21 protein-coding genes and 1 tRNA gene are annotated in these 24,053 nt (G+C 68.0%); 13 read left to right on the forward strand and 9 right to left on the reverse strand.

The annotated features are described in order from the left end of the window. Nucleotides 1-43 precede the first annotated feature (43 nt). Nucleotides 44-1,180, reverse strand: a complete 1,137-nt coding sequence (locus NJ1_RS01125; protein WP_067686075.1) for an esterase/lipase family protein — start codon at nt 1,178-1,180, stop codon at nt 44-46. A 263-nt stretch (nt 1,181-1,443) separates the two neighbouring features. Between NJ1_RS01125 and NJ1_RS01130 the strand changes: the two genes are divergently transcribed. Beyond that, nucleotides 1,444-2,694, forward strand: coding sequence for a PucR family transcriptional regulator (locus NJ1_RS01130; protein ID WP_067686816.1), 1,251 nt, complete (start codon nt 1,444-1,446; stop codon nt 2,692-2,694). A 52-nt stretch (nt 2,695-2,746) separates the two neighbouring features. Here NJ1_RS01130 and NJ1_RS01135 read toward each other — a convergent pair whose 3' ends face one another. Continuing rightward, a complete protein-coding gene (locus NJ1_RS01135) occupies nt 2,747-3,640 on the reverse strand; it encodes an NADP-dependent oxidoreductase (RefSeq protein ID WP_084477615.1) in 894 nt (297 codons plus the stop codon). Between the two features lie 129 nt (nt 3,641-3,769). Between NJ1_RS01135 and NJ1_RS01140 the strand changes: the two genes are divergently transcribed. Beyond that, the gene (locus NJ1_RS01140) at nt 3,770-4,348 is read left to right on the forward strand and encodes a TetR/AcrR family transcriptional regulator (RefSeq protein WP_067686079.1); all 579 of its coding nucleotides are present in this window, start codon (nt 3,770-3,772) and stop codon (nt 4,346-4,348) included. Between the two features lie 112 nt (nt 4,349-4,460). On the opposite strand, the gene NJ1_RS01145 is transcribed toward NJ1_RS01140, so the two are convergent. Beyond that, nucleotides 4,461-4,844, reverse strand: a complete 384-nt coding sequence (locus NJ1_RS01145; RefSeq protein ID WP_067686081.1) for a DoxX family protein — start codon at nt 4,842-4,844, stop codon at nt 4,461-4,463. Between the two features lie 122 nt (nt 4,845-4,966). On the opposite strand from NJ1_RS01145, the gene NJ1_RS01150 reads away from it, so the two are divergent. Further along, entirely contained in the window at nt 4,967-5,857 is an 891-nt protein-coding gene (locus NJ1_RS01150) for a LysR family transcriptional regulator (RefSeq protein WP_067686083.1), read from the forward strand. A 40-nt stretch (nt 5,858-5,897) separates the two neighbouring features. Here the strand turns inward: NJ1_RS01150 and NJ1_RS01155 are convergent, their stop codons facing one another. Further along, the gene (locus tag NJ1_RS01155; protein ID WP_067686085.1) at nt 5,898-6,788 is read right to left on the reverse strand and encodes an RNA polymerase sigma-70 factor; all 891 of its coding nucleotides are present in this window, start codon (nt 6,786-6,788) and stop codon (nt 5,898-5,900) included. Between the two features lie 181 nt (nt 6,789-6,969). Between NJ1_RS01155 and NJ1_RS01160 the strand changes: the two genes are divergently transcribed. Both NJ1_RS01160 and NJ1_RS01165 read left to right on the forward strand, forming a co-directional pair. Further along, entirely contained in the window at nt 6,970-7,455 is a 486-nt protein-coding gene (locus NJ1_RS01160) for a carboxymuconolactone decarboxylase family protein (RefSeq protein ID WP_067686087.1), read from the forward strand. 130 nt (nt 7,456-7,585) lie between these two features. Continuing rightward, nucleotides 7,586-7,921, forward strand: a complete 336-nt coding sequence (locus tag NJ1_RS01165; RefSeq protein ID WP_067686089.1) for a hypothetical protein — start codon at nt 7,586-7,588, stop codon at nt 7,919-7,921. 69 nt (nt 7,922-7,990) lie between these two features. On the opposite strand, the gene NJ1_RS01170 is transcribed toward NJ1_RS01165, so the two are convergent. After that, nucleotides 7,991-8,413, reverse strand: a complete 423-nt coding sequence (locus NJ1_RS01170; protein WP_067686091.1) for a hypothetical protein — start codon at nt 8,411-8,413, stop codon at nt 7,991-7,993. A 589-nt stretch (nt 8,414-9,002) separates the two neighbouring features. On the opposite strand from NJ1_RS01170, the gene NJ1_RS01175 reads away from it, so the two are divergent. Both NJ1_RS01175 and NJ1_RS01180 read left to right on the forward strand, forming a co-directional pair. After that, nucleotides 9,003-12,884, forward strand: a complete 3,882-nt coding sequence (locus NJ1_RS01175; protein ID WP_084477616.1) for a Pls/PosA family non-ribosomal peptide synthetase — start codon at nt 9,003-9,005, stop codon at nt 12,882-12,884. Next, nucleotides 12,884-14,230 carry a M1 family metallopeptidase gene (locus NJ1_RS01180; RefSeq protein WP_084477665.1) on the forward strand — a complete coding sequence of 449 codons (1,347 nt, stop codon included), beginning with the start codon at nt 12,884-12,886 and terminating at the stop codon, nt 14,228-14,230. The genes NJ1_RS01175 and NJ1_RS01180 overlap by 1 nt, the downstream gene beginning before the upstream one ends. A gap of 98 nt (nt 14,231-14,328) precedes the next feature. Here the strand turns inward: NJ1_RS01180 and NJ1_RS01185 are convergent, their stop codons facing one another. Next, a complete protein-coding gene (locus NJ1_RS01185) occupies nt 14,329-16,380 on the reverse strand; it encodes a M3 family metallopeptidase (RefSeq protein WP_067686095.1) in 2,052 nt (683 codons plus the stop codon). Nucleotides 16,381-16,466: 86 nt separating this feature from the next. On the opposite strand from NJ1_RS01185, the gene NJ1_RS01190 reads away from it, so the two are divergent. From NJ1_RS01190 to NJ1_RS01210, 5 genes are all read left to right on the forward strand, one after another. Next, nucleotides 16,467-16,613 (forward strand): DUF1059 domain-containing protein, encoded by a 147-nt coding sequence (locus NJ1_RS01190; protein WP_067686097.1) that lies wholly within the window; start codon nt 16,467-16,469, stop codon nt 16,611-16,613. A 60-nt stretch (nt 16,614-16,673) separates the two neighbouring features. After that, nucleotides 16,674-16,859, forward strand: coding sequence for a hypothetical protein (locus tag NJ1_RS01195; protein ID WP_067686099.1), 186 nt, complete (start codon nt 16,674-16,676; stop codon nt 16,857-16,859). Nucleotides 16,860-16,970: 111 nt separating this feature from the next. After that, complete coding sequence (locus tag NJ1_RS01200) at nt 16,971-18,062, forward strand: hypothetical protein (protein ID WP_067686101.1); 1,092 nt, start codon at nt 16,971-16,973, stop codon at nt 18,060-18,062. 110 nt (nt 18,063-18,172) lie between these two features. Further along, nucleotides 18,173-19,216, forward strand: a complete 1,044-nt coding sequence (gene mgrA / locus NJ1_RS01205) for an L-glyceraldehyde 3-phosphate reductase (RefSeq protein ID WP_067686822.1) — start codon at nt 18,173-18,175, stop codon at nt 19,214-19,216. A 62-nt stretch (nt 19,217-19,278) separates the two neighbouring features. Further along, nucleotides 19,279-20,550, forward strand: coding sequence for an isocitrate lyase/PEP mutase family protein (locus NJ1_RS01210; RefSeq protein ID WP_067686102.1), 1,272 nt, complete (start codon nt 19,279-19,281; stop codon nt 20,548-20,550). Between the two features lie 88 nt (nt 20,551-20,638). Here the strand turns inward: NJ1_RS01210 and NJ1_RS01215 are convergent. From NJ1_RS01215 to NJ1_RS01225, 3 genes are all read right to left on the reverse strand, one after another. Next, a tRNA-Leu gene (locus tag NJ1_RS01215) sits at nt 20,639-20,721 on the reverse strand. A 62-nt stretch (nt 20,722-20,783) separates the two neighbouring features. Then, on the reverse strand, nt 20,784-21,341 hold the full coding sequence (locus tag NJ1_RS01220) for an SWIM zinc finger family protein (protein WP_067686103.1): 558 nt from the start codon (nt 21,339-21,341) through the stop codon (nt 20,784-20,786). 1 nt (nt 21,342) lies between these two features. Continuing rightward, complete coding sequence (locus NJ1_RS01225; RefSeq protein WP_067686104.1) at nt 21,343-23,070, reverse strand: DEAD/DEAH box helicase; 1,728 nt, start codon at nt 23,068-23,070, stop codon at nt 21,343-21,345. A gap of 190 nt (nt 23,071-23,260) precedes the next feature. On the opposite strand from NJ1_RS01225, the gene NJ1_RS01230 reads away from it, so the two are divergent. Beyond that, the gene (locus NJ1_RS01230; RefSeq protein ID WP_067686824.1) at nt 23,261-23,977 is read left to right on the forward strand and encodes a TetR/AcrR family transcriptional regulator C-terminal domain-containing protein; all 717 of its coding nucleotides are present in this window, start codon (nt 23,261-23,263) and stop codon (nt 23,975-23,977) included. Nucleotides 23,978-24,053 lie beyond the last annotated feature (76 nt).

The following is a 24,053-nucleotide window of genomic DNA, read 5'->3' on the forward strand; positions in this document are numbered from 1 at the left end:
CACGGTCCTGTCATCCACGACATCGGCCGACGAGCCGGCCGTGTCAGAGACCGCCACCGCCGCCGATCATCCACGGGTTGAAGGTGCAGGTCAGGTTCGGATGTGCGGCCGGGTCCAGTGCGTGCAAGGCGATGGACGCCGCACGAGGTGAGTACATGAGGGTCAGATGGTCCGACAGGTCTTGGTCGCATCCGTCCTGCAGCGTGATGTTCTCGACGGTGGCGCCGGGGCCGGCGTGCAAGAAGGTCATTTCGTAGGGGTTCATCACCTCGTCGTGCCGCGATCCCACCACGGTGTAGTCGACACCCGGAACGGTGTCGCCGCCCGCGTTCAAGGTGGTGTAGAACGGCGATCCGACAGCCTGCTCGATATTGGCCGCGCCGACGATCGGGTCGTAGAACCCGAGAATGTCGATGCCCAAGTTGTTGATCATGCGCCCCAGCGTCGCGATGCCCATCAGCGAGGTGCCGTGATGGGTTGCGCCGTAGGTGATCAGTTCCCGCACCTTGCCCTGTCCGCCTTCGAACTTCAGATAATGATTGGCGAGAGTGCCGCCCTGGGAGTGACCGATGATGTCCACCTGTTCGGCGCCCGTCGCCGCGCGCACCCGATCGACGAAAGCCGCGAGTTGACCAGAGGAGTCCTCGATACGCCCGACCCCGTACCGGCCGGGCATGATCGCCCCGACCCCGCCGCCCTCGAGCAGTCCGGAACGACCGAAATTCAGTGCGAACACGCACATTCCGGCGCGGGCGAGCTGCGGGGAGAGGAAAGCGAAAGTGTCGTAGGCGTTGAGCCAACTGCCGTGCAACAAGACGACCGGGCGCGGGTGTTCGGCACTCGGCTTGCAGTCCCACCGGTTCGACCCGGGAGGCGCGGCGTCGGGATGGGTGAGGCCGTAGGCGAACGCGGCCAGGTACGCCGACACTTCCGGACCTTCACCGACCGCGTCGCTGGCCGTGCTCTTGCGCCAATCGGACCCGCTTCCGCTGTCGACGATCGCCTGCGGCGTGCGCCCGTCCGCGGCGGGACGCAGGCCGGAGTTGATGGCCGCGGCCAGCGCCTGGCCGGTCACGTCGGTGCTCGCGGGATCGGCTGCCGCCGTTCCGGTACCCGCGGTCATGACCATCGCCGCGACCAGAGCCGTGCCGAACGCCGCACTGCGGGCACGGTGCTTCATTGCAAACATTCTTGGTCCACTTCCCATCCAGATCTCACGCGCTCCTGGCTGGACGGCGTATCCAGACGATGACCGTCGTCACAGCGACTCGTTGGTGTGATCCACGCCATCCACGGAGCGCGTTTCAATCTAAGTCCGGCCGCGGACGCCGTCACTGCATCCAGGCATACAAGAATTCGTCGAAAACTTGGCGCAGGCGCTAACTTCAACGCCGCGATCACCGAACCTCGACCACCTATCTCGTCGTGGGTGACAATGAGGCGATGTGCGCTGCCCCCGCTCCCGCCCTCTCGAGCTCCCCGTCCCTGGTGGCCCGGATGCGTACCCGGTGGCCGCAGATCGCCCAGCGAATGTTCGACGCGGGACTCGGGCGCACCGCATCGGACGCGGACCTGCCACCGGAACACTTCGCCGCCGAAGTGCTGCCGACGATCCACGCCTGCGGTCACGCGGTTCTGCACGCCGTCGGTGAGGGTCGCGAATACACCAGAGCGGAAGTCGCCGAATTCGTCGTGCCGGTGGCCGAACGGCACGCCGAAGACCGGTTTCCCCTGCCCACGCTGCTCGCGGCGATGCATCAGTCCGCCAAATATGTTCTGGCCGAAGTACTCTCACTTGCCGAGCCGACCGAGGCGGCGGAGCGTGACTTCGTCATCTCGCGACTGATGGACTTTCTGATGCACACCAATATCGTCGTCGTGGAGACCTACACCGAGGTCCAGCATTCGGTCCACAACGCCGCCCGCGAGGCCCGCCGCGAACTGTGCTCGGCCCTGCTGCGCGGGCTGGCCGCCAACGAATTGGCCGCGCGCGCCGATACTTCGCTGGCAGATCGCTACACCCCGTTGGCCATCCACATCTCCCCGGAAGCGACCTCCGCGGCGTCACTTCTGGCGCATCGGCGCATCAGGGTTCTGCACCGAATGCTGGATCGGCTCACCGATTCCACCACCCTCGCCACCTTCGACGGCTTCACCGGCATCGTATTGATCCCGAGCACGGATTCCGCGGACCCCGACCTCGCTCGCTACCGAACATTGGCCGCGGAGCTCGCCGAACAATTCGGCACCAAAGCCTATGTCGGCCAAGGCCGTGCCGTGCTTCGAGCCGGTTTGCCCGCCGCGTCCGAAGAGGCCACCGAATTGGCCGCCCTGGCAAGGCTTCTCGGCCGACCGAGCGGCTATTACCGACTCGATGATCTGGTGCTCGAATTTCAACTGACCCGGCCCGGGCCCGCACGGGACAATCTCGCCGACCGGATAAGCCCGCTGCTACCCAAACCGCACCTGCTCGAAGCGCTCGAGGCCCACCTGCGCCACGGTTCCGATCGCAAGTCCGCCGCCGCCGAACTGCAGGTGCACCCCAACACCTTCACCTATCGCCTCCGGCGCGTCTGCGAACTCACCGGTGTCGACCCGACCGATCCGGCCAACTCCAGACTCCTGGCGGCAGCGCTCACGATTCACCGGCTCTTCCCGCTGGCGACCGGGGCAGGCGAACCCGAACCATCATGACGGCGCTGTTCTGTTCGCCGCGGCGTTTCGGGTGGCTCGACGAACCGGGTTCTCAGACGAGCAGGACGCGCCGCCCGCGGGTGTGCCCGGCCTGGCTGTCGGCGTGCGCCGTCGCGGCCTCGTCGAGCGGATATGACCTGTCGACAGGGATGTGGAGCTTCCCGCGCGCGATGAGATCGACTGCGGCGGTGAGTGCTTCGGTCATATCGCCGCCGACACCGGCGAATCGGATGCCGAGCATGGATGCCTCGAGGTCGGCGATGGTGACCACCTTGTCCGGGTCCCCGGTCAGGTCGAGGAGGCCGCGCAGCACGCCCGCACCGCTGAGGTCGAGCGCGGCGTCGATGCGCCCGAGGCGGCGCACTCGTTCCACCCAGCCCGGGTCGTAGGTGGTGGCAACAGCGCCGAGGCTTCGCACGTAGTCCTGGTTCGCGGCACCGGCCGTGCCGATCACCGCGATTCCCCGCTCGCGGGCGATCTGCAACACCGCCGACCCGACTCCGCCGGCCGCACCGCTGACCAGCAGCGTCTGTCCGGGTTGAACGCCGACCAGGCGAATGACCCGGATCGCGGTCTCGACCACGGACGGGTATCCGGCCGCTTCGGCGAAGCTCGATTCGTCGGGTTTGGGTGCCCAGGAGGACAGGACGGCGTACTCGGCGTACGTGTTCGCACCCCGGCCGAACACCGGTTCGCCGACCTCGATCCCGGTGACGCCGTCCCCGACTTCGTCCACGACGCCCGACGCGTCCTGTCCGACGCCGGAAGGGAATTCGATCGGGCGGATACGCCGGAACTGGCCCTCCCGCAGTCGCCAATCGTGGGGATTCACTCCCACGGCCCGCACGGCGATGCGGATCTGACCGGGGCCGGGGTGAGGTTCGGGCACCTGTGTCGGTTGCAGGACTTCCGGGCCGCCGTACTCGGCGAAACGCATTGCTCTCATGCCCTCACAATAAGACTACCCGTTAGCATTTCGCAACGGTTGTTGTTTTGTCCGGGCGGCGCTACAGTCGCGAGTGCAACCGTTAGGACTTCGCAACCGGTTGGTTCATGGAACCGATAGCATCGGGGGATGACCGTGCCGACCGGACGTCGTGAGCGCAAGAAAGCCGCGACCCGCCAGAAGATCGCCGACACCGCGCTGGCGATGTTTCTGGAACGCGGATACGAGGCGGTGGGCATACGTGACGTGGCGACCGAGGCCGACGTGGCCGTCACCACGGTCTTCTCGCACTTCGCCTCGAAGGAGGCCCTGGTCTTCGAGCAGGACGAGGACTTCGAGCAGCGTCTCCGGCTGGCCGTCACCGACCGGACGGCGGACGAGCCGCTGATTCCCGCGTTACGGAACGAGATTCACGCCATGGTCCGGCACTGCACCGCCGGGGGCGCCGCACCGATCCGGGATCTGATCGACCGGACACCCGCCCTGCGCGAGTACGAAGAGTCGATGCGATTGCGCCACGCGGAATCGCTGGGGGCGGTGATCGCCGCGGATCTCGGCCGGTCGAGCACCGACACGGCCTGCCGTGCGATCGCTCGGTTCGTGATCGGCGCCTTCTCGCTCGCGTGCGAGGCGGTCGATCCGCAGGCGGCGGTGGACGAGATCTTCCGGATGATCGACGCGGCATGGGAAGTCGCCTCGCTGACCTGAGGCTCACCACCGGCGTCGGCGTCGAGTCGTCCGCCCGGGGCCGCCCACGATCAGGGCTACCAGGCCACGCGCGTGACTGATGCGATGGCGCGCGGCAGGTGCGGACGGTGGCTCAGTTGGTGAATGGTTCGATGGCGATGCGGCCGACCGCGACGTACACGGCCAGGGCGAGGTAGACGGCGTTGACCGCTACCAAGGCGTATTGCCCGAGGCGGCCGTGGGTGATCATCGCGCCGATCATGAGCACGATCCAGCAGATCGCGGTCACCGCGACCATGACCGGTGCGATATCGAGGACGGCGGGCAGAATCAGGCCCGCCGCGGCGAGCAGCTCGAGGATTCCGAGAGTCTTGACGAAGCCGGGGCCGGCGTCGCGGGTCCATTCGCCGCCGTGCTGTGCGGCCAGTTTCTGCTTCGGAATGAAGGTTTTGCTGAGTCCGCCGGCCAGTGCGACGAACGCCAACAGTCCGGTCGCGATCCAAATGCTGATGTTCACAGGTTCTCTTTTCGCGGTCTGTCCGCCGGGGCGTGTGCCGCGGTGGCAAACCCAGCATCGAGGCAGTGCCGAAGTTGAACAACGTAAGCTTCGTGCACTGATCGATAACACTGGAGTTATGCGTGGAGCTGCGCGATATCGAGATCTTCCTGGCACTCGCCGAGGAATTGCACTTCGGTCGAACCGCCGAACGCCTGCACGTGTCCCAGGCCCGCGTCAGCCAAGCCATCCGCACACAAGAACGCCGGATCGGCGCGGCGCTGTTCGAGCGCACCAGTCGGCGTGTGACTCTGACACCGGTCGGTCGTCGCCTGCGAGAAGATCTGCAGCAGGTTCACGATCTACTTCAAGCGGCGCTCGCCCGCGCCGAAGCCGCCGGGATCGGCGCCGGCCGGACACTCAAGGTCGGTGTGTTCGGGCACGCCGGATACGAACTGCGCCCCTTGATCGACGCGTTCCGCGGTCGCTATCCGGGGAGCGATGTCGTGTTCGGCGAGATCAACGGCACCGAGCCGTTCTCCGCTCTCCGCAGCGGAGAACACGATGTGAACGTCCTGTGGCTGCCCGTGCTCGAGCCCGACCTCACCGTCGGTCCCACCGTGCTCACCGGCGGCCGTGTGCTGGCGGTGGCCGCGGGTCACCCGCTGGTCGAGCGGGGCACCGCATCCCTGGAGGACCTCGCGGACAATATGGTCGTCGACTTCGGGCCCGACGCTCCCGAGTACTGGGCAGCGTCCATGGTTCCCGTGCGCACACCATTGGGCCGCCGCATACCTCGCGGGCCGATCGCACGGACCTTCCACGAGATCCTGTCCCTGGTCGCCTCCGGGCAGTGTGTCCAACCGCTGGGCGAGATCGCCGCGCGCTACAACAACCCACCCGGGATCGTGTTCCTGCCCATGCCCGACGCCCCGGACATGAACTGGGCGCTGACGTGGCGCTCCACCGCCGACAATGCCGCGATCCGCGCCCTGGCCCGCACCGCCGCCGACTTCGAACCGATCCAACTGTGACGCAACAGAACTCGGCCGTGGAATCGAATGTCGATGGCGATCAACGGCTTACGGTCGTCACCCGTCCGACATTCGACAGTTTCTCGGGATTGCGCACGATGTAGAGACCGGTGATCAGACCATCGTCGATCCTCATCGCGACGACGGTGTCGACCTCCCCATCGAGCCGGAAGATCAGCGCGGGACGGCCATTGACCTGTGCCTGCTGCATCGACATCGTTGCCGCCAGACCGGTCAGGCCGACCGAGAGGAACTCGGCTACCTTCACCGCGCCCACGATCGGCTCGAGCACGGCTGGTACGACTCCGCCGCCATCGCCGAGTAGTACGACGTCCGGTGCGAGCAGATCGAGCAGGCTCTGTAGCTCACCGGTCTCGGTCGCCCGCTGGAACGCGTCGAACGCGACCTTGGACTCGGACCGGGAAACCACACCGCGTGGGCGCCGTGCCGCGACATGCGTCCGGGCCCGATGGCCGATCTGACGGACCGCGGCCGGGCTCTTGTCGACGGCATGTGCGATCTCGTCGTACCCCAGGTCGAATACCTCGCGCAGCACGAACACCGCCCGCTCGATCGGCGCGAGGGTTTCCAGCACCAACAGCATCGCCATCGAGACGCTGTCCGCCAACTCGATGTCCTCGGCCACATCGGGTGCGGTCAGCAGTGGCTCGGGCAACCAGGACCCGACGTAGCTCTCCCTGCGGCGGCCCAGTGTGCGCAAGCGGCCCAGTGCCTGGCGAGTGGTGATCCGGACCAGGTAGGCGCGGTGATTCTGGATCTCGTCGAGTTCGACGTTCACCCATTTCAGCCAGGTCTCCTGCAGGACGTCCTCCGAGTCGACGGCCGACCCGAGCATCTCGTAGGCGATGGTGAAGAGCAGGTTGCGGTGGGAGAGGAATGCCTCGGTCGCGGTCTCCATGTGCTCGCGCATGGGCGGCTCCTGTCTGTTCACGCTCGACTCTGTCGTGCACGAGACGCTCGCCCGCACGGTCCTGTGACAACTTCGCTCGGTGATCCACGTCACGCAGTCGGTGCTGTCACAAGAACCGGGGCGCCGGCATCCCATGGTCGTCAGTACAGCAGCACCTCGAGCCACGAGTAAGGACAGTGCGATGGAACCCCGTTTCAACCTGGTCGACACCACCACCGGAGCCAAGTTCGCCAAGCGCTTCGGTAACGCCAGCCTGGCGATCATGCAGTCGACGCTGCCGAAGGCCACCCAGGATCTGGTGATGCTGCGCGTCAGCCAGATCAACGGCTGCGCCTACTGCACCGACGCGCACAGCAAGGACCTCGCGCACGCCGGAGAGCCCGCGGTGCGCATCAACCTGGTCGCCACCTGGCGCGAGGCCACGGTGTTCACCGAGCCCGAGCGGGCGGCCCTGGCGCTCGGCGAGGAGGGCACCCGTATCGCCGACGCTCACCGCGGCGTCTCCGATGACACCTGGGCCGAGGTGCGCACGCACTACGACGACGAACAAATCGCCGCCCTCGTAGCCTTGATCGCCCAGATCAACGCGGCCAACCGGCTCGGCGTGATCGCGCGCCAGCTGGGCGGTGCGTACGTGCCCGGCGCCTTCGCCGACGTAGCGAACTGACCGGCCGAATCGCGGCCCGGCCAAGACAATTCGATGACAGGAGGCCGGTGCGCCCGGCCTCCTGTCATCCACGCCGGTAACAGGGCGCGACGTTGTCTCGGCTGTGATCGATAACCGAGATACTGTGCGGATGAGGTGGATTCGCGACTACGACGCGGACGAGGACATGTGGCTGCTCGTCGAGCTCGATGACGACGGCTGGCCGAATCGGCAAGTTGATCTTCGTGGTGCGGACGGTCAACCCGTCACGGCGGCTTCGCTTGCGGAGGTGACGAGCGCTCGGGACAGTGGGGGATTCGTGGGAGTGCAGGTGTACGAACGCAAGTACGGGGTGCTCTCGGAGGGCAACGCTCGTGATTGGGACGTGGAGGACGGTGTTCCCGAGGAGCTGACGGCCGCGGAATTCGAATCGGCGTGGACGGCGGCTCGCCGGGCGATCGAGAGCCGAGCCGCCACCGGAGAGTGAGTGCCGTGTCCACGCGGCGCTCGTTCGGGGCCACTGGCCGGTGCGCCCGTGTCGCGCTGTGCGCCTTGACTATTCAGGGTCGTCCGTCGCGATCCTGACCGGCACGGAGCAAGAGGCCGCACCGACGGCGAACGTGACCTCCGAGGGCTCCGGCGACGCGTTCTCCTCGGCCCGTAGTTCGATGTACAGTTCCTGACTCGCCGCGGAGTCGACGGTGACGGCATCGAAAGACAAGGTATCGCTGCGTGAGTCGGCGCCCGCCGGGTAACTGGCCCCGGCGTTGTCCGTCAGCTCGTTGCGGCTGAAGGTCAGACCCGAGTCGGGACCGACTCCCACGACGACGCGGACCCGACCGGTCCCGGCGTCTGCGAGGGGTGTCACGCGCACACCCGCTCGCACGGGCGCTCCGCCCGGAATCGCGGTCACCTTCTCCGAGCTGGGGTCGATCGTGAACGGATGCTCGATCTCGCCGGTGAGTCCACTCGTGCCCATGTTTCGCTCCTGAACTGGTCGTTCGACGGGGTCGAACGGAACCAACGTCGCCTGCGCTCGAGTTGGGCGCAGCGACTCCGATGTGGGTTCGAACGAATGCGCCGCATCCGTATCCCCGTCTCGGATCCGGATGGATCCAACTCCGAACTACCCGCTGTGGAGCCGGAAATAACGAAATCCCCGGTCTTGGTCGATCCGGAGATTTATATGTAACCGACGGTTACAGGTATTTTTGGTTCTCCACATCGGCGGAATCACGACGTGTTCCGCAGAGTTTACCAGCGGCAGAGAACATGGGCACGTCGGCGTCCCGCGGCATCGGCCGGGTCCGAGAGTGACTCTCGCAACACTCTCCACGAGGCGATCCGGGTGATGCTCCCGCGGTGCTCGCGGTGAAACGCCGCACCCTGAGGCGCGCTTCCGTCCCTGGTACTGGGACAATAGGGACAGCGTATGAGGACGGGTTCGGGTGGCACGGACCAGCGGAAGGTGACACTCACGGTAAGCACCGCGTTTGCGCATCGGTAACCCTGGCGTGAGACAACGGACATCGAACGACCGGGGAAACTGAGCCGAGAGGTGGTCTGGAGTGGTAGTGCAGTCGGAGGTTCCGGCGCTCACGCCGTTACTGCGTTCGGCTGAGGCCGCACCACCGCGGACGCTCGTGGACATTCTGTCGGCGACGGCGTCCCTGTATCCGGATGCGCCCGCTATCGACGACGGCACCGTCATCCTGAACTACGGCGAACTGCTCACCGAGATCTTCGAGACCGTAGAGCGGTTGCGGGAATCGGGGATTCGCGCGGGCGACCGCGTCGGCGTGCGCATCCCGTCGGGTACGCGCGAGCTGTACGTGACGATTCTGGCGATCCTCTACGCCGGGGCCGCGTACGTGCCGGTGGACGCGGACGATCCGGACGATCGCGCGCAGCTGGTGTTCGGCGAGGCCCGGGTCGGCGCGATCGTCACCGGCGCCGGTGTCGCGAAAACCGAATGGGCGGGCGAACCTTCGGGTGCGACGGCGACCCCGACCATCGAGGACGACGCGTGGATCATCTTCACCTCCGGATCCACCGGCACACCCAAGGGCGTCGCGGTCACACACCTCAACGCCGCCGCGTTCGTGGACGCCGAAGCCCGGCTCTTCTTGCAGGACAACCCGATCGGACCCGGTGACCGGGTGCTCGCGGGCCTGTCCGTCGCGTTCGACGCCTCGTGCGAAGAGATGTGGCTGGCCTGGCGGCACGGCGCGTGCCTGGTCCCCGCGCCGCGCGCCCTGGTGCGCAGCGGCATGGACCTGGGTCCCTGGCTGATCCGGCGCAAGATCAGCATCGTCTCCACGGTGCCGACCCTGGCCGCGATGTGGCCCGCCGAAGCCTTGGAAGCCGTGCGGCTGTTGATCTTCGGCGGCGAAGCGGTGCCGCCCGAACTCGCTGAGCGCCTCGCCGGAACCGGTGAACGTGAGCTCTGGAACACCTACGGTCCGACCGAGGCGACCGTCGTGGCGTGCGCCGCGCAGTTGACCGGTAACGGCCCGGTCCGCATCGGACTGCCGCTGGACGGCTGGGATCTCGCGGTCGTGGACAAGGACTCGAATCCGGTGGGGGAGGGCGACACCGGCGAGCTCGTGATCGGCGGCGTCGGCCTGGCCCGCTACCTCGATCCGGCCAAGGACGCCGAAAAGTACGCGCCCATGCCCTCTCTGGGCTGGCTGCGCGCCTACCGCAGCGGTGATCTGGTGCGCAACGAGCGAGAGGGCCTGATCTTCCTGGGCCGCGCCGACGATCAGGTGAAGATCGGCGGCCGGCGCATCGAGCTCGGCGAACTCGACTCCGCACTGCAGAACCTGCCCGGCGTGAGCGGCGCGGCCGCGGCGGTGCGAACCACCAAGGCGGGCAACCGGATCCTGATCGGCTACCTCGCCAGCGCCGACCCCGAATTCGACCTGCACAAGGCGCGAACCCTGCTGGCGGAACAACTTCCGGCCGCGCTGGTGCCCAGGCTCGCGCTGCTGGACGAGCTACCCACGCGCACCTCCGGCAAGGTCGACCGTGACGCCCTACCCTGGCCGCTACCGGGCGGGGACAACGACGGCGGATCCGACCTGGACGGCACCGCCGGCTGGGTCGCCGGACTCTGGAACTCCATTCTCGGCGCGGAGGTCACCGACGCGAACGCCGACTTCTTCGACGTCGGCGGCGGCTCGCTCACCGCCGCGCAACTGGTGACCGCCCTGCGCGAACGCTTCTCGCAGGTGACCGTCGCGGACCTCTACGACCATCCGCGCCTGGGCGGCCTCGCCGACTTCCTGGACGCGTCGGCGCCCGTCGCGGCCGCCGAAACCCGCATCGTCACGCCGACTCCGCGCCTGGCGCAATGGGCGCAGATCGCGGCCACCGTGCCGCTGACCACGCTCACCGGTCTGCAATGGCTCACCTGGCTGGGCATCGTCACCAATATCGCGGCCTGGTCCGGGGCGATCCCGTGGATGCCGCACCTGTCCTGGTGGTGGGCGCTGGCGGGGTTCGTCGTGTTCATCTCGCCGCCCGGCCGCATGACGATCTGCGTGGCCGGGGCACGCCTGCTGCTGCGCGGAGTCGAACCCGGCACCTATCCGCGCGGCGGGTCGGTGCACCTGCGACTGTGGGCGGCCATCCGGCTCTCGGAGGCCAGCGGAGCGGAAAACCTGTCCGGCGCACCGTGGATGGTGCCCTTCGCGCGTGCCCTCGGCGCCCGGATCGGCAAGGGCGTCGACCTGCACACCCTGCCGCCGGTGACCGGGATGCTCGAACTCGGCGACGGCTGCAGCATCGAACCCGAGGTGGATCTGTCGGGTCACTGGATCGACGGCGACCTCGTGCACATCGGCGCCATCCGGATCGGGCCCGGCGCGGTGATCGGCGCCCGCTCGATCCTGTTGCCGGGCACCGTGATCGGCAAGAACGCGGTCGTCGCACCGGGATCCGCGGTGGGCGGCAAGGTGAAAGCGGGCCAGGAGTGGGCGGGTTCGCCCGCGGTCAAGGTCGGCAAGGCCGAATACCCGTGGCCCGCACAGACTCCGCCGCGCGCCGTGCACTGGGTCGGAGTGTTCGGCGTGACCTCGATGATGCTGGCCGCGATACCGATTCTCGCCCTCGCGGCCGGTGGCGGACTCCTCGCGTGGCGGGTGCGCCACGACGAGACCCTGCCGCTCGCGCTCGGGCACGCCCTCGCGATCCTCCCGATCGCCACCCTGCTGAGCCTCGCGGTGTTCGCGATCGTGACCCTGGTGCTGGTGCGGCTACTGAGCATCGGCCTGGTCGAGGGCTATTTCCCGGTGCGCAGCCGGGTCGGCTGGCAGGTGTGGACCACCGAGCGGCTGATGGACTCCGCGCGCACGTTCCTGTTCCCGCTGTACGCCAGCCTGCTCACCCCGGTGTGGCTGCGCCTGCTCGGCGCGAACATCGGCAAGGGCGTGGAAGCCTCGACCGTGCTGCTGATCCCGAAGTTCACCACCGTGTCCAACGGCGCGTTCCTGGCCGACGACACCATGATCGCCAGCTACGAACTGGGCGGCGGCTGGTTGCGCGTCGGTGACGCCAAGGTCGGCAAGCGGGCGTTCCTCGGCAACTCCGGCATGACCGCGCCGGGGCGGCGAGTGCCCAAGAACGGTCTCGTCGCGGTGCTCTCGGCCGCACCGGAGAAGTCCAAGGCCGGATCGTCGTGGCTGGGCAGCCCGCCGGTGCGATTGCGCCGCAAGGCCGGTGACTCCGACGGCGCGCGCACCTTCGATCCGCCGCTCAAACTCAAGGTGTTTCGCGCCATCGTCGAGACCTGCCGCCTGATCCCGGTGATGATCACCTTCGGCATCGGCATCGGCGTGCTGTTCACCCTGGCCTGGCTGGCCGAATCGGCGGGCTACTGGTTCGCCGCGCTGGTCTGCGGCGTGGTGCTGATGATCGCGGGCGGCATCGCCGGTGCGATCGCGGTGGCGGCGAAATGGCTGATGGTCGGGCGGATCGGGAAGGTCGAACACCCGCTGTGGAGCTCGTTCGTCTGGCGCAACGAGGTCTCGGACGCCTTCGTGGAAACGGTTGCCGCGCCCTGGTTCGCGCGCGCCGCAACGGGTACCGCGGTCATGAACGTTTGGCTGCGCGCCCTCGGCGCGACGATCGGAACGGGAGTGTGGTGTGAGTCGTATTGGCTGCCGGAGGCCGACCTCGTGACCCTCGGTGACGGTGCGACCGTCGAACGCGGCTGTGTCGTGCAGACACACCTGTTCCATGATCGGATCATGGCCATGGACACCGTGACGCTGGAGGCGGGCGCGACCCTCGGGCCGCACTGCGTCGCGTTGCCGGCGTCCACCATCGGCGCGGGGGCCACCGTCGGCCCCGCGTCACTCGTGATGCGCGGCGATACGGTGCCGCGTTCGACGCGCTGGTGGGGCAACCCCATCGCGCCATGGCCGGAGTCGGAGGTGGGCAGCTGATGCCGGGCAAATTCTACGAGGATCCGATCGACGACTACCTGCCGCAGAACGGCAATCGCGGCTATCGGGTCTCGCGCTACGAACTCGAACTGGTGTACAAGGTGGCGGCCAATCGGCTCGCCGGGCGTGCCGAGATCACCGCGGTGAGCACCGAGGTGCGACCGCGATTCGCATTGGACCTGTCCCAATCGCTCAGTGTGTCGAAGGTTTTCGTCAACGGCGCCCGGGTCGCGAAGTATCAGCATCAGCAGGGCAAGCTGAATATCACACCGGCGCAGAAGATTCCGGCCGGCGGGGCGCTCGCCATCGTCGTTCAGTACAGCGGTACGCCGCGTCCGGTGCGTGGGCCCTGGGGTGAGGTCGGCTGGGAGGAGCTCACCGACGGTGCGCTGGTGGCCAGTCAGCCCAATGGCGCGGCCTCCTGGTTCCCGTGCGACGACCATCCCAGTTCCAAAGCGAGCTACCGGATTTCGATCACCACCGACTCGCCCTACTACGCCGTCGCCAACGGCACCCTGACCCGCAAGCAGACCAAGGCCAGCCAGACCACCTGGGTGTACGAGCAGCCCGAACCGATGGCCAGCTATCTGGCGACCATCCAGATCGGCCAGTATCAGAAGTACCGGGTCGGGTCGGTCCAGTCCGCGGTGCCGATGCACGCGGTCATTCCGGTCCGCCTGCGCGCCCGGTTCGACCACGACTTCGCTCGGCAGCCGGAGATGATGGCCGAGTTCCGTAAACGCTTCGGCCCCTACCCGTTCGAGAGTTACACCGTCGTGGTCACCGACGACGAACTCGAGATCCCGATCGAGGCGCAGGGCATCTCGGTGTTCGGCGCGAACCACTGCGACGGCAATCGCGGCGCGGAACGCCTGGTGGCGCACGAGCTCGCGCACCAGTGGTTCGGCAACAGCCTGACCGTGAGCCGGTGGCGCGATATCTGGCTGCACGAGGGCTTCGCCTGTTACGCGGAGTGGATCTGGTCCGAGGCGGGCGGCGGCCCGAGCGCCGATCAGCTCGCGCGGGCCGCGTGGCACAACCTCTCGCGCAACCGCCAGGATCTGATCATCGGCGACCCGGGCCCGCAGCTCATGTTCGACGATCGCGTCTACAAGCGCGGCGCGCTCACCCTGCATTCGCTGCGGCTGCGCCTGGGTGACGCGGCGTTCTTCACTCTGCTGCGCGAATGGACGGCCCGGTACCGGCACTCTTCGGTCAGCACACAGGAGTTCACGGATCTGGCCGGCCACCACAGCGCGTCTTCGCTACGGCCGCTGTGGGATTCGTGGTTGTACTCCGCGGCGCTGCCGCAGCTCCCACAGGCCGGAGCCGCATCCGTCGGCTGAACCGCTCGGTCGGCGCGGCCGACTCTGCCGGGGCACAGCCCTCGGGCGGAGGCGGCCGCGCTCGGTGAGGTGACGGCTCGCGAACAGCGGTTCGCCGATCAGGTGAGCAGCCCCCGGCGCAGCAGCAGCGGCTCGATGTGCGGTGCGCGGCCGCGGAACGACTCGAAGGCGGTCAGCGGGTCGACCGACCCACCGCGAGAGAGCAATTCGCGCCGGAACGCGTCACCCTTCTCGCGGATCGTGGCGGCGCCGTCCTCGAACCAGGTGACCGTGTCCGCGTCCAGCACCTCGCTCCAGATGTAGGAGTAGTAGCCGGCCGCGTAACCGCCGGAGAAGATGTGCGCGAAGTAGGCGGTCCGGTAGCGCGGCGGGATGGTGTCCAACGCCAGACCGGCCTTGCTCAGCGCCTCGGCCTCGAACGCTTCGGCATCGTCCGCATCCGGCGTCTGCGTGGCGGAAATGCGGTGCCAGGCCCAATCCAGCAGTGCCGCACCGAGATACTCCACGGTGCGGAAGCCGTTGCCGAAGCGTTCGGCCGCCGCCAGCCGATCGAGCAGCGCGGCGGGCATCGGCTCACCGGTCTCCACATGCCTGGCGTAATTGGCCAGCACCTCCGGCCGGGCCATCCACATCTCGTTGACCTGAGAGGGGAACTCCACGAAATCGCGGGGAACCTCGGTGCCGGAGAAGAACGGGAACCGCACATCGGAGAACAGGCCGTGCAGCGCGTGTCCGAACTCGTGGAACAGGGTCCGGACGTTGTCCCAGGTGAGCAGGGCGGGCTCACCCGCGGGGGGCTTCGCGATATTGAGATTGTTGACCACGACCGCGCGCGTGCCGAAAAGCGCCGACTGGCTGACCAATTCGTTCATCCACGCACCACCGCGCTTGGAGGGGCGGGCGAAGAAGTCGCCGAGGAACAGCCCCAGCGGGTCCCCGTCCCCGTCGAAGACCTCGAAGACGCGCACCTCCGGGTGATAGCCGACCAGGTCGTCGCGTTCGCGCAGGGTGATGCCGTACACCTTCTCCGCGGCGAAGAAGACCCCGTCGCGCAGCACACGCTCGAGCTCGAGGTAGGGGCGCAGGGCCTCGGCGTCCACCGAGAACTGGTCGATACGAACCTTTTCCGACCAGAACTGCCAGTCCCAGGAGCGCAGTTCGAGATCCTGCTCGCCCGTGCCCGCCCGCATGGCGGCGGCCAGTTCGGCCGCCTCCTGTTCGGCATTGGCCACGGCGGGCGCGACCAGGCGCGCGAGCATCTCCTCGACCGCGTCGGTGGTCTTGGCGGTCTGATCCTCGACCGCGTACGCCGCGTGATCGCGGTAGCCGAGCAGCGCGGCGCGTTCGGCCCGCAGCGCGGCGATCCGGACCGCGAGACGGCTGTTGCTCCCGTCCGCGCCGAAGCCGCGGCCCAGCGACGCCGTCATCACGCGCCGGCGCACCTCGCGCGAATCCAGCTCCGCGAGGACCGGCTGATTGGACACGTTCTGCAGGCTCAGCGCCCAGGAACCCTCATGGCCCAGCGAGCGGGCGTTCTCACCGGCGACCGTGACCGCCGCCGGGGTGAGCCCGGCCAGTTCGTCCCGGCCGTCCACGATCACCGCGGCGGCGTTGGTCGCGGCCAGGATGTTCTGGCCGAACGCGGTGGCCGCGGTCGCCAGCTCGGCGTTGAGTTCGCGCAGACGCTGCTGGCCGGCGGTGTCCAGCCGCGCGCCGGACCGCACGAACCTGGTGCGGTACTGCTCGAGCAGACGTGATTCCTCGGGTTCGAGGCCGAGTTCCGCGCGCCGGGCGTACAGCGACTCGATTCGAGCGAACAGCGCGGGATCGAGGTGGATGGCATCACGATGCGCGGCCAGCCGCGGCGAGATCTCGGTGTCGATCGCGTCCGTGCCGGGAGTCGAATCGGACCCGGAGATATTGAAGAACACGTTCGCGACCCGGGTCAGCAGCGTGCCCGAACGCTCCAGGGCCACGACCGTATCGTCGAACGTCGGCTCGCCGTCGAGCGCCGTGATCGCGGCGATCTCCGCCAACTGCTCCGCCATCCCGCGCTCGAACGCGGGCAGATAGTGCTCCGCGCGGATCCGCGCGAACGGAGGCAACTGGAAGGGCAGCGTGCTGCGCTCGAAGAACGGGTTGCTCGTCATGCTGGAAACCATATGCCGAAAGGGGTTGTCCCGGCCGGGCCGCGCCATACGGCCTAGGCTTGGTGATCGAGAAGAAAGGAACCCTGATGAAGCGAAACCTGAACTGCCCGTGCGGCGAATCGATCGTCGGCACCGACGAAGACGATCTCGTCACCAAGACCCAGGCCCACCTGGCCGAGAACCACCCCGGGCACGACTATTCCCGCGACGAGATTCTCTTCATCGCGTTCTGACCCGGTTCGCGTGGCACCATGGAGGGGTCCAGGCTGCGGCAAGTGATCCGAGGAGCGGCTATGCGCTGGGTGTGGTCGATCGTCGGAATACTGCTCGTCCTGATGGGCGGCATCTGGACCCTCCAGGGCCTCGATCTGCTCGGTCAGAGCGGCGGTATGAACGGACACTCGATCTGGGCCATCATCGGGCCGCTGGTCGTGCTGGTGGGGTTGGGCGTCGCGTTCACCGGACTCCGCAAGAGGTAGGCGCGTCGCCGGGGCGGGTCCGGTGCGCCGACACGCGCGGTTGCGGCGGGAAGCGGCGCCGCGGTGCGGAACAGCCCGGCGTCCGGAACGCCGTTCTGGCACAGTGAATGAATGAAGCGGGCCCTCATCGTGGTGGCGGCCCTCGCTCTGCTCGCCGGATACGTTGGGGCCGTGCCGGATTCGCCGTGGCGAGAAGTGCCCGCGCCCGCACCGGGTGCGCGGGTGCTGCGGATCGTGCCGTTCGGGGCAGGTGTGCTGGCGCTGGGGTCGGTGCCGCGGGGGACGGACCGGGAACCGGCCGCGTGGGAGACCGACGACGGGATTCGTTGGCGGGCAGTGCCCGTACGGCCGCACAGCGGGTACGCGTTCGGGGCGGAGTTGATCTCGGTCGGGGTCGGCGACCGGCTGGTGGTACTCGGTCAGGCTTTCGGTGGGGCACACAGCAATCCGCGCATGACGGTGTGGAGCGGAGACGCCACCGGGTTGGAGGAGTACCCCCAGGTGGTCGAGATGTTCGGGGGGCCGCACGCGATCGCGGTGACCGGCGCGGCGGCGCTGGGCGGAATCGACCTGCTGGCCGGCGGGTGGGACGGCCCGGGTGGACGCTACGGGGCGGCGGTGTGGACCTCGGGCGACGGCGCACGATGGACGCGGCATTCCGACGATCCGGCGCTGAGCTCGGCACCCGGCGAGCTGACCGGCGTCGCCGAGGTGACCGTCGGGCCGCGCGGGTTCGTGATGGTGGGCCAGACCCTGCGCGGCGGCGCCACACGGGCGCTGCAATGGATTTCGCGAGACGGGGTCACCTGGCAGCGGATCGAATTGCCCGGTGCGAACGCCCTCGCCTCGCGCGTCGGTTGTGATGCTCACGGGTGCGTCGTCCTCGGTCAGACCACCGGCCCCACACCGCGTCTGCGGTGCTGGCCCAGCTCGGGCGCCGCGGTCGACGGCCCCGGAGCGGCGCAGGTGGACCTCTCGCAGGTACTCCTGCGCGAGGGCCGAGCGCTGGTGGTGGTGCGTCTGAACGGGGTGGTGCATCTCGATTCGCTGAACGCGGAGTGCGATGGCCGGCAAGAGATTTCGCTACCCGTCCGAGCCGGGCGAGCGCAGGTTGGCCTGCTGCCCTCCGGCGTGCTGATGGCGACCGATGACGGCGGCAGCAGCCGACTGTGGGTGCGTGCGCTCCCGCGCCGGGATGGCTGAGATCGGGGCCGACAGAACCGGCTCGGCGATGATAATGCCTGTTCAGGGGCCGTATGCGTGCGTCCGGGCGGTGGGTTCTAGGCTGGACGGAGTCTATGGAGGAGGTCTCGATGGCGTATGTTCCCGAACCCACCCGCTATGACGGCAGCATGCAGTATCGCCGGTGTGGTCGATCCGGTCTCGATCTTCCGGTGCTCTCGCTCGGCTTCTGGCACAACTTCGGCGATGATCGGCCGTTCCAGGTGCAGCGCGAGATCGCTCTGCGCGCATTCGATCTCGGAATCACACACTTCGATCTGGCCAATAACTACGAGCCGCCGTACGGTGCCGCCGAGATCAACGCAGGACGGTTGTTCCGGGAAGATCTGGCGGCGTATCGCGACGAATTGATCATCTCGAGCAAGGCCGGGTGGGATATGTGGCCTGGGCCGTACGGGCAGGGCGGCGGATCCCGCAAGTACGTGCTCGCCTCGCTCGACCAATCGCTGAACCGGCTCGGGCTGGACTACGTCGACATCTTCTACTCGCATCGATTCGATCCGAGCACTCCGCTGGAAGAGACCGCCACGGCGCTGGATACCGCTGTGCGACAAGGCAAAGCGCTGTATGTCGGCATCTCCTCGTACACGGCGGAGAACTCGGCGACGATGGCCGCGCTGCTGCGCGAGCTGGGCACGCCGCTGCTGATTCACCAGCCGTCGTACTCGATGCTCAATCGCTGGATCGAGACCGAGGGACTGCTCGACACCGCCGAGAGCGAGGGATTCGGGGTCATCGGGTTCACCGCGCTCGCGCAGGGGTTGCTGACCGGGAAATACCTCGGGGGCGTGCCGGAGGGTTCGCGTGCCGCGCGCGACTCGTCGTTCCAGAACGAACTGCTGACCGACGAGATGATCGATCGACTGCGCAAGCTGAACGCGGTCGCCGAGCGGCGTGGGCAGAGTCTGGCGCAACTGGCGCTGGCCTGGGCACTGCGCGATCCGCGGGTGACCTCGCTGGTGATCGGTGCGTCCTCGACCGGGCAGCTCGAACAGAATGTCGCCACCCTGGACGATCTCGAGTTCGCCGGCGAGGAACTCGCCGAGATCGACGCACTGCTCGACGACGACGGGGCGGTCGATCTGTGGCGGGCCGCACGTGAGGGCACTCTCTGAACCCGGTCGGTAGCGACCATGGTTCGGGCCGGACCGAAGTGTTCCGGCCATAGGCTGATCGCATGATGAATCTTCCGGTGCCGTCGGTGCCCGAGAGCGATCACGGCGTGGCGTGGCTGCGCGCCAACGTCGTTCGCTTCAGCGAGGGCGCGGCGCACACGCGCAGGAGGGCCCTGGTGGAACGAGAGCTGGCGGGCATCGATGTCGCGAGCCTGCTGCGGCACGAGGGTGAGCACCACGTGGCAGTGCTGGCCCGGGCGATGGGACTCGGAGTATCGGTCGCGGATGTCCAGGCGGTCGCCGCCTGCTACCAGCCACATCTGGCGGTGACCCCGGAGGCGGACGCGGCGATCGCGCGGCTCGTCGCGGCCTGCGGCGGAGTGCAGGACGAGCTGACTGCCGCCCGGATCGGCCTGCTGGTGCAGGCGTGCGATGCGACCGCCTTCCTGATCGAGGGGCGCACTCCGCCCGTACCGCTGACCCGGCGGATCGGCGCCGACGGTGCGGTGGTGGAGGTCGACCTGACCGGCCGTCCGTTCGGCGAGGGCAGGCACGCGTGTCCGGGCCGGGCGCACGCGTCGGCGCTGGCGGCGAGCCCGTTTTATCGACTGCACCACGGCGATCGGCCACTGGTGCTGCCCAACGCCTGGGACTTCGCCTCGGCCGCAGCACTCGTCGAGGCGGGGTTCCCCGCGATCGGCACCACCAGTCTCGGTGTCGCTGCCACACACGGGGTTCCGGACGCCGCCGGTGCGACGCTGGATGAAACCCTTTCTCTCGCGCGCACTCTCGTGCGCCTGCCGGTGCCGATCACCGTGGATGTCGAATCCGGTTTCGGGGTCGATCCACGCGAGCTGGCGGCCAGGCTGTGGGAGATCGGCGTCGCGGGAGTGAATGTCGAGGACGCGGCGGGTGATGCCGAAGCCCATGCCCGGGTGGTGCGCGGCTTCAAGGACGGTGCGCCGGGACTGTTCGTCAACGCGCGCATCGACACCCACTGGCTCGGGATCGACCGAGACGGCACCCTCGAGCGAGCCGTGCGCTACACCGATGCGGGAGCCGACGGCCTGTTCGTTCCCGGGCTCGTCACCGACGAGGACATCACCGCCGTGATCGAGGGGACGACCCTGCCGCTCAATGTGCTGGCCCAGCGTCCGGTGAACGAGCTGGCGCGGCTCGGTGTCAAGCGCGTCAGCACCGGATCGCTGCTGTATCGCGCGGCGCTCGAGACCGCCGTCACCGCGGCGCTCGCGGTGCGCGAAAGCGGCCCGGTCGGCCCAGCCGTGGGGTATGAGCAGGTCGTGGCATTGATCGACCGTCACGCCGTGCCCTGAAAACGAAGAATCCCTCCGGGAGAACCCGAAGGGATTTATCTGTAACTCTTGGTATCTGTAACCGCCGGTTATAGATACTTGTGCTCTGTGTCGAGAGGGGGACTTGAACCCCCACGTCCCTAAGGACACTAGCACCTCAAGCTAGCGCGTCTGCCATTCCGCCACCCCGACCGGGTGTTTCCGTGTTGCTTCACAAAGATTAGCGGAGACGTCACCGGAAACGGAAATCGGGGTCAGACCAGCGGCTCGAAGTAGGTTGCGGGGTCCAGAGTGTCGAGCGGAGTCCAGCGTGCGGGCGGGACTCCGGCGGGGGAGTCCTCGGGGGCGGTGGGGCTGCGATAACCCTGCAGATCCAGTGCCAGCCGTGGGTTTTCGTCGACTCGCCGCGCGAGGTCGTAACAGGTCGCCAGCATGTGCAGGCATCGCTCGTTGCGCGCCGGGCAGGAGCAGTCGATCGCGGCGAGCGTCGGTGCGAGGGTGATGCCGGCCGCGATCAGGGTGGCGTGATCCTCGTCGGAGAGTTGGACGCTCGTGGCCGGGATCAACGCCGCGATGGCGGAGATGGTGGTGCGCGAGAGCGGCGCGATCTCGAAATAGGTGACCGAGGCCTGGGATCCGCGATGGATGTGGGCTCGCACCGTGGAACCCTCGACCTCGGTGCGAATCGCGGTGCTGCGCGCGACGCTACGAGCCCGAGGGAGCAGCGGCTCGGGCTTGGTGACCCGCAGCGGTTCGGCCAGCCGGACCCAGTCCATGCCCCATCGGGTATAGCCGAATTCGTTGTCCGCCATGTCAGTTGCCTCGCTTCCGGCGCAGGATCTCCATCAGGCGGTCGTCGTCGAGACGGGCCAGCGTGGCGATGCCGGACGTGTCGCTCAGGTCGGCGAGCGCCGACTTGCGGTCGTGCATACCGGCGATGTGCTCCTCCACCGTGGTGCCGGAGGTCAGCGTGGTCACGGTGACCGTGCGGGTCTGCCCGATGCGATGCACCCGATCCGAGGCCTGGGCCTCGACGGCGGGGTTCCACCAGCGGTCGTAGTGGATGACATCGGCCGCGCGAGTGAGCGTGAGACCCGTCCCGGCCGCGCGCAGACTCAGCACCAGAATCGGTGGGCCGTCCGGGGATTGGAAGCGGGTGACGATATCGCCGCGCTCGGCCTGGGTCAGGCCGCCGTGGAAGAACGGGGCCTCGATGCCGAACTCCTGGGCGCAGTGCCGCACCAGCAGTTCGCCGGTCTTGCGATATTGGGTGAAGATCAGCGTAGGGTCGCCCGCTTCGAGATTGTTGGCCAGGATATCGGCGCAGACGTCGAATTTGCCGGAGCGACCGATCAATTCGCCGAGATCGCCGTTGATCAGTCCCGGATGGTTGCACACCTGCTTGAGCGCGGTGAGCGCCGCGAGCACCCGGGTGTGGCGTTGTGCGCCGGTGCCGAAACCGTCGGCTTCGGCTGTGGTGAGCAACTCGTCGTAGAGGCGTTCCTGCTCGCTGGTGAGGTCGCACACCAGGTCGGTGTGGATCTTGGCCGGTAGCGCGGCCGCGACCTGGGACTTCTTGCGGCCCAGCAGGATCGGCTCAAGCGCGTCACGCAGGCGCAGGACTGCGTCGGCGGAACCCTCGTGGATCGGTCGAACGAAGCGGCGGCGGAACTGGGCCTTGTGGGTGAAGGCGGTGGGCACGGTCAGGTGCAGCAGGGCCCACAGCTCGTCGAGATGGTTCTCCACCGGCGTGCCGGTCAGGGCGACGCGAGCATCGGCCGAGATGGTGCGCGCGGCCTTGGCGACCTGGGTGCGCGGATTCTTCAGAACCTGCGCCTCGTCGAAAACGACCGTGGCCCAGTGCTGCTCGGTGAGGAGCGCGCCGTGCCCGCGCAGGGTGGGATAACCGGTGATCACGATCGCGCCCGCGTCGAGCGGGTCGGCGAACGCGCCGCCGCGCCAGGTGATCGGACGCAGGCCGGGGGCGAAGCGCTCGATCTCGTGCGCCCAGTTGCGCACCAGCGAGGTGGGGCACACCACCAGCTGTGGGCCCTGGTCGGCACGGCCGAGCAGGAAACCGATCGCCTGCACGGTCTTGCCCAGGCCCATCTCGTCGGCCAGCACCGCGCCGCCGTGCGTCGCGACGGTCTCGCGCAGCCAGCCGATCCCGCGTGCCTGATACGGGCGCAGTTCGGCTTTCAGCGTGGTGCGCAACTCGGTCGCCACGCCCGTGCTGTCGGTGAACGCGTGCATGGCGCGATCGGCCGATACGACCGCGGTGCCGGTGGCATTGGGAACCGCGTGCCCGGCCACGGGTATCGATCCGGACCCGTGTGCCACGATCGCGCGCCAGGCGAGTGCCGATGCGCCGAGGTCCGTCTCGTCGAGTCCGCCGAGCCGTTCGGGTTCCAGCACAGCACAATCCACATCGAGGACGCACACCCCGTCGCTGGTCGGAACGGCCAGTGCGAGAGTCTCTCGGTCGCCCAGATCGGGCGCGGTGCCCGGAGCGCTGCCCGTCCACGTCCAGGCTGCGAACATGTGCCGGTCGGGAAGATAGGTCAGTTGGACGGCCTGTCGGCCGTGCGGGAGGGTGGTGCGTGCGGCGGGCAGGGCATCCCCTTAGATCGGCGTATGGCGTACGGAGTAATGTAACGCCGTACATTGTACTGAAATTCCGGAGGGAGTGCCCGTGGCCGAGGAAACCGCTGCTGAGCAGGCGCGACGGTTGATGAGCCTGCTGTGGCGCGAGGTACTGCCCGCTCGGCCGGGTGTGCGTGGGCCGAAGCAGACGGTCAGCGTCGATACCGTCGTGCGCACCGGCGTCGCGGTCGCGGATCGGGACGGGTACGAGAAGGTGTCGATCAGGACGGTCGCGGCCGAACTCGGGCTGCGGCCGATGAGCCTGTACACCTATGTGCCGAGCAAAGAGGCGCTCATCGTGTTGATGGTCGATGCGGTCGCCGCCGAGGACGCGCCCATTTCGCCGGAACTGCCGGTGCGCGAACGGATGTCGGCCATCGCGGGTCAGGTGCGAACCGAAATCCTCAGGCATCCATGGCTTCTGGAGGTGCCCCCGTGGCGGCACGTGCTCGGGCCGGGGCGGCAGCGCCGATACGAGCGGCAACTCGCGGCCATCGACGGCATCGGGCTCTCGGATATCGATATGGATCGCGTGATCGCGGTCCTGTCCGAATTCGCGACGGGGAACGCGCGTATGGCGGTCGCGGCCGCGCGCAGCGCCCACGAGATGACCGACGCGCAATGGTGGGAGGTGCACGGACCACTACTGCAGCAGGTCATGCCCGCCGAACAGTTCCCGATCTCGAGTCGGGTGGGTTCGGCCGCCGGGGAACTGCACCAGGCCCCGGGAGACCCGCACGGCGAGTTCGATTTCGGGCTGAACCGCCTGCTCGACGGGATCGAATCGATGATCGAGGTTCCATAGCCCGTTGCCCGGGACATGGTGTCCACCGCGCCGGGAAATGCCGAACGCGCGCCCCGGGGCGGGCGCGCGTTCCGCG

It is taken from the genome of Nocardia jejuensis NBRC 103114 (assembly GCF_001613145.1).
GTDB lineage: Bacteria > Actinomycetota > Actinomycetes > Mycobacteriales > Mycobacteriaceae > Nocardia > Nocardia jejuensis.

Excerpts from the sequence above, each read along its gene's own strand:
- NJ1_RS01200 (WP_067686101.1), top strand. The coding sequence starts at position 16,971 with ATGAAGCGGGCCCTCATCGTGGTGGCGGCCCTCGCTCTGCTCGCCGGA.
- NJ1_RS01135 (WP_084477615.1), bottom strand. The coding sequence starts at position 3,640 with ATGAGAGCAATGCGTTTCGCCGAGTACGGCGGCCCGGAAGTCCTGCAA.
- NJ1_RS01190 (WP_067686097.1), top strand. The coding sequence starts at position 16,467 with ATGAAGCGAAACCTGAACTGCCCGTGCGGCGAATCGATCGTCGGCACC.
- NJ1_RS01140 (WP_067686079.1), top strand. The coding sequence starts at position 3,770 with ATGACCGTGCCGACCGGACGTCGTGAGCGCAAGAAAGCCGCGACCCGC.
- NJ1_RS01185 (WP_067686095.1), bottom strand. The coding sequence starts at position 16,380 with ATGACGAGCAACCCGTTCTTCGAGCGCAGCACGCTGCCCTTCCAGTTG.
- NJ1_RS01170 (WP_067686091.1), bottom strand. The coding sequence starts at position 8,413 with ATGGGCACGAGTGGACTCACCGGCGAGATCGAGCATCCGTTCACGATC.
- NJ1_RS01195 (WP_067686099.1), top strand. The coding sequence starts at position 16,674 with ATGCGCTGGGTGTGGTCGATCGTCGGAATACTGCTCGTCCTGATGGGC.
- NJ1_RS01210 (WP_067686102.1), top strand. The coding sequence starts at position 19,279 with ATGATGAATCTTCCGGTGCCGTCGGTGCCCGAGAGCGATCACGGCGTG.
- NJ1_RS01155 (WP_067686085.1), bottom strand. The coding sequence starts at position 6,788 with ATGCGCGAGCACATGGAGACCGCGACCGAGGCATTCCTCTCCCACCGC.
- NJ1_RS01165 (WP_067686089.1), top strand. The coding sequence starts at position 7,586 with ATGAGGTGGATTCGCGACTACGACGCGGACGAGGACATGTGGCTGCTC.
- NJ1_RS01160 (WP_067686087.1), top strand. The coding sequence starts at position 6,970 with ATGGAACCCCGTTTCAACCTGGTCGACACCACCACCGGAGCCAAGTTC.
- NJ1_RS01225 (WP_067686104.1), bottom strand. The coding sequence starts at position 23,070 with ATGTTCGCAGCCTGGACGTGGACGGGCAGCGCTCCGGGCACCGCGCCC.
- NJ1_RS01230 (WP_067686824.1), top strand. The coding sequence starts at position 23,261 with ATGAGCCTGCTGTGGCGCGAGGTACTGCCCGCTCGGCCGGGTGTGCGT.
- NJ1_RS01180 (WP_084477665.1), top strand. The coding sequence starts at position 12,884 with ATGCCGGGCAAATTCTACGAGGATCCGATCGACGACTACCTGCCGCAG.
- NJ1_RS01125 (WP_067686075.1), bottom strand. The coding sequence starts at position 1,180 with ATGAAGCACCGTGCCCGCAGTGCGGCGTTCGGCACGGCTCTGGTCGCG.
- mgrA (WP_067686822.1), top strand. The coding sequence starts at position 18,173 with ATGGCGTATGTTCCCGAACCCACCCGCTATGACGGCAGCATGCAGTAT.
- NJ1_RS01220 (WP_067686103.1), bottom strand. The coding sequence starts at position 21,341 with ATGGCGGACAACGAATTCGGCTATACCCGATGGGGCATGGACTGGGTC.
- NJ1_RS01130 (WP_067686816.1), top strand. The coding sequence starts at position 1,444 with ATGTGCGCTGCCCCCGCTCCCGCCCTCTCGAGCTCCCCGTCCCTGGTG.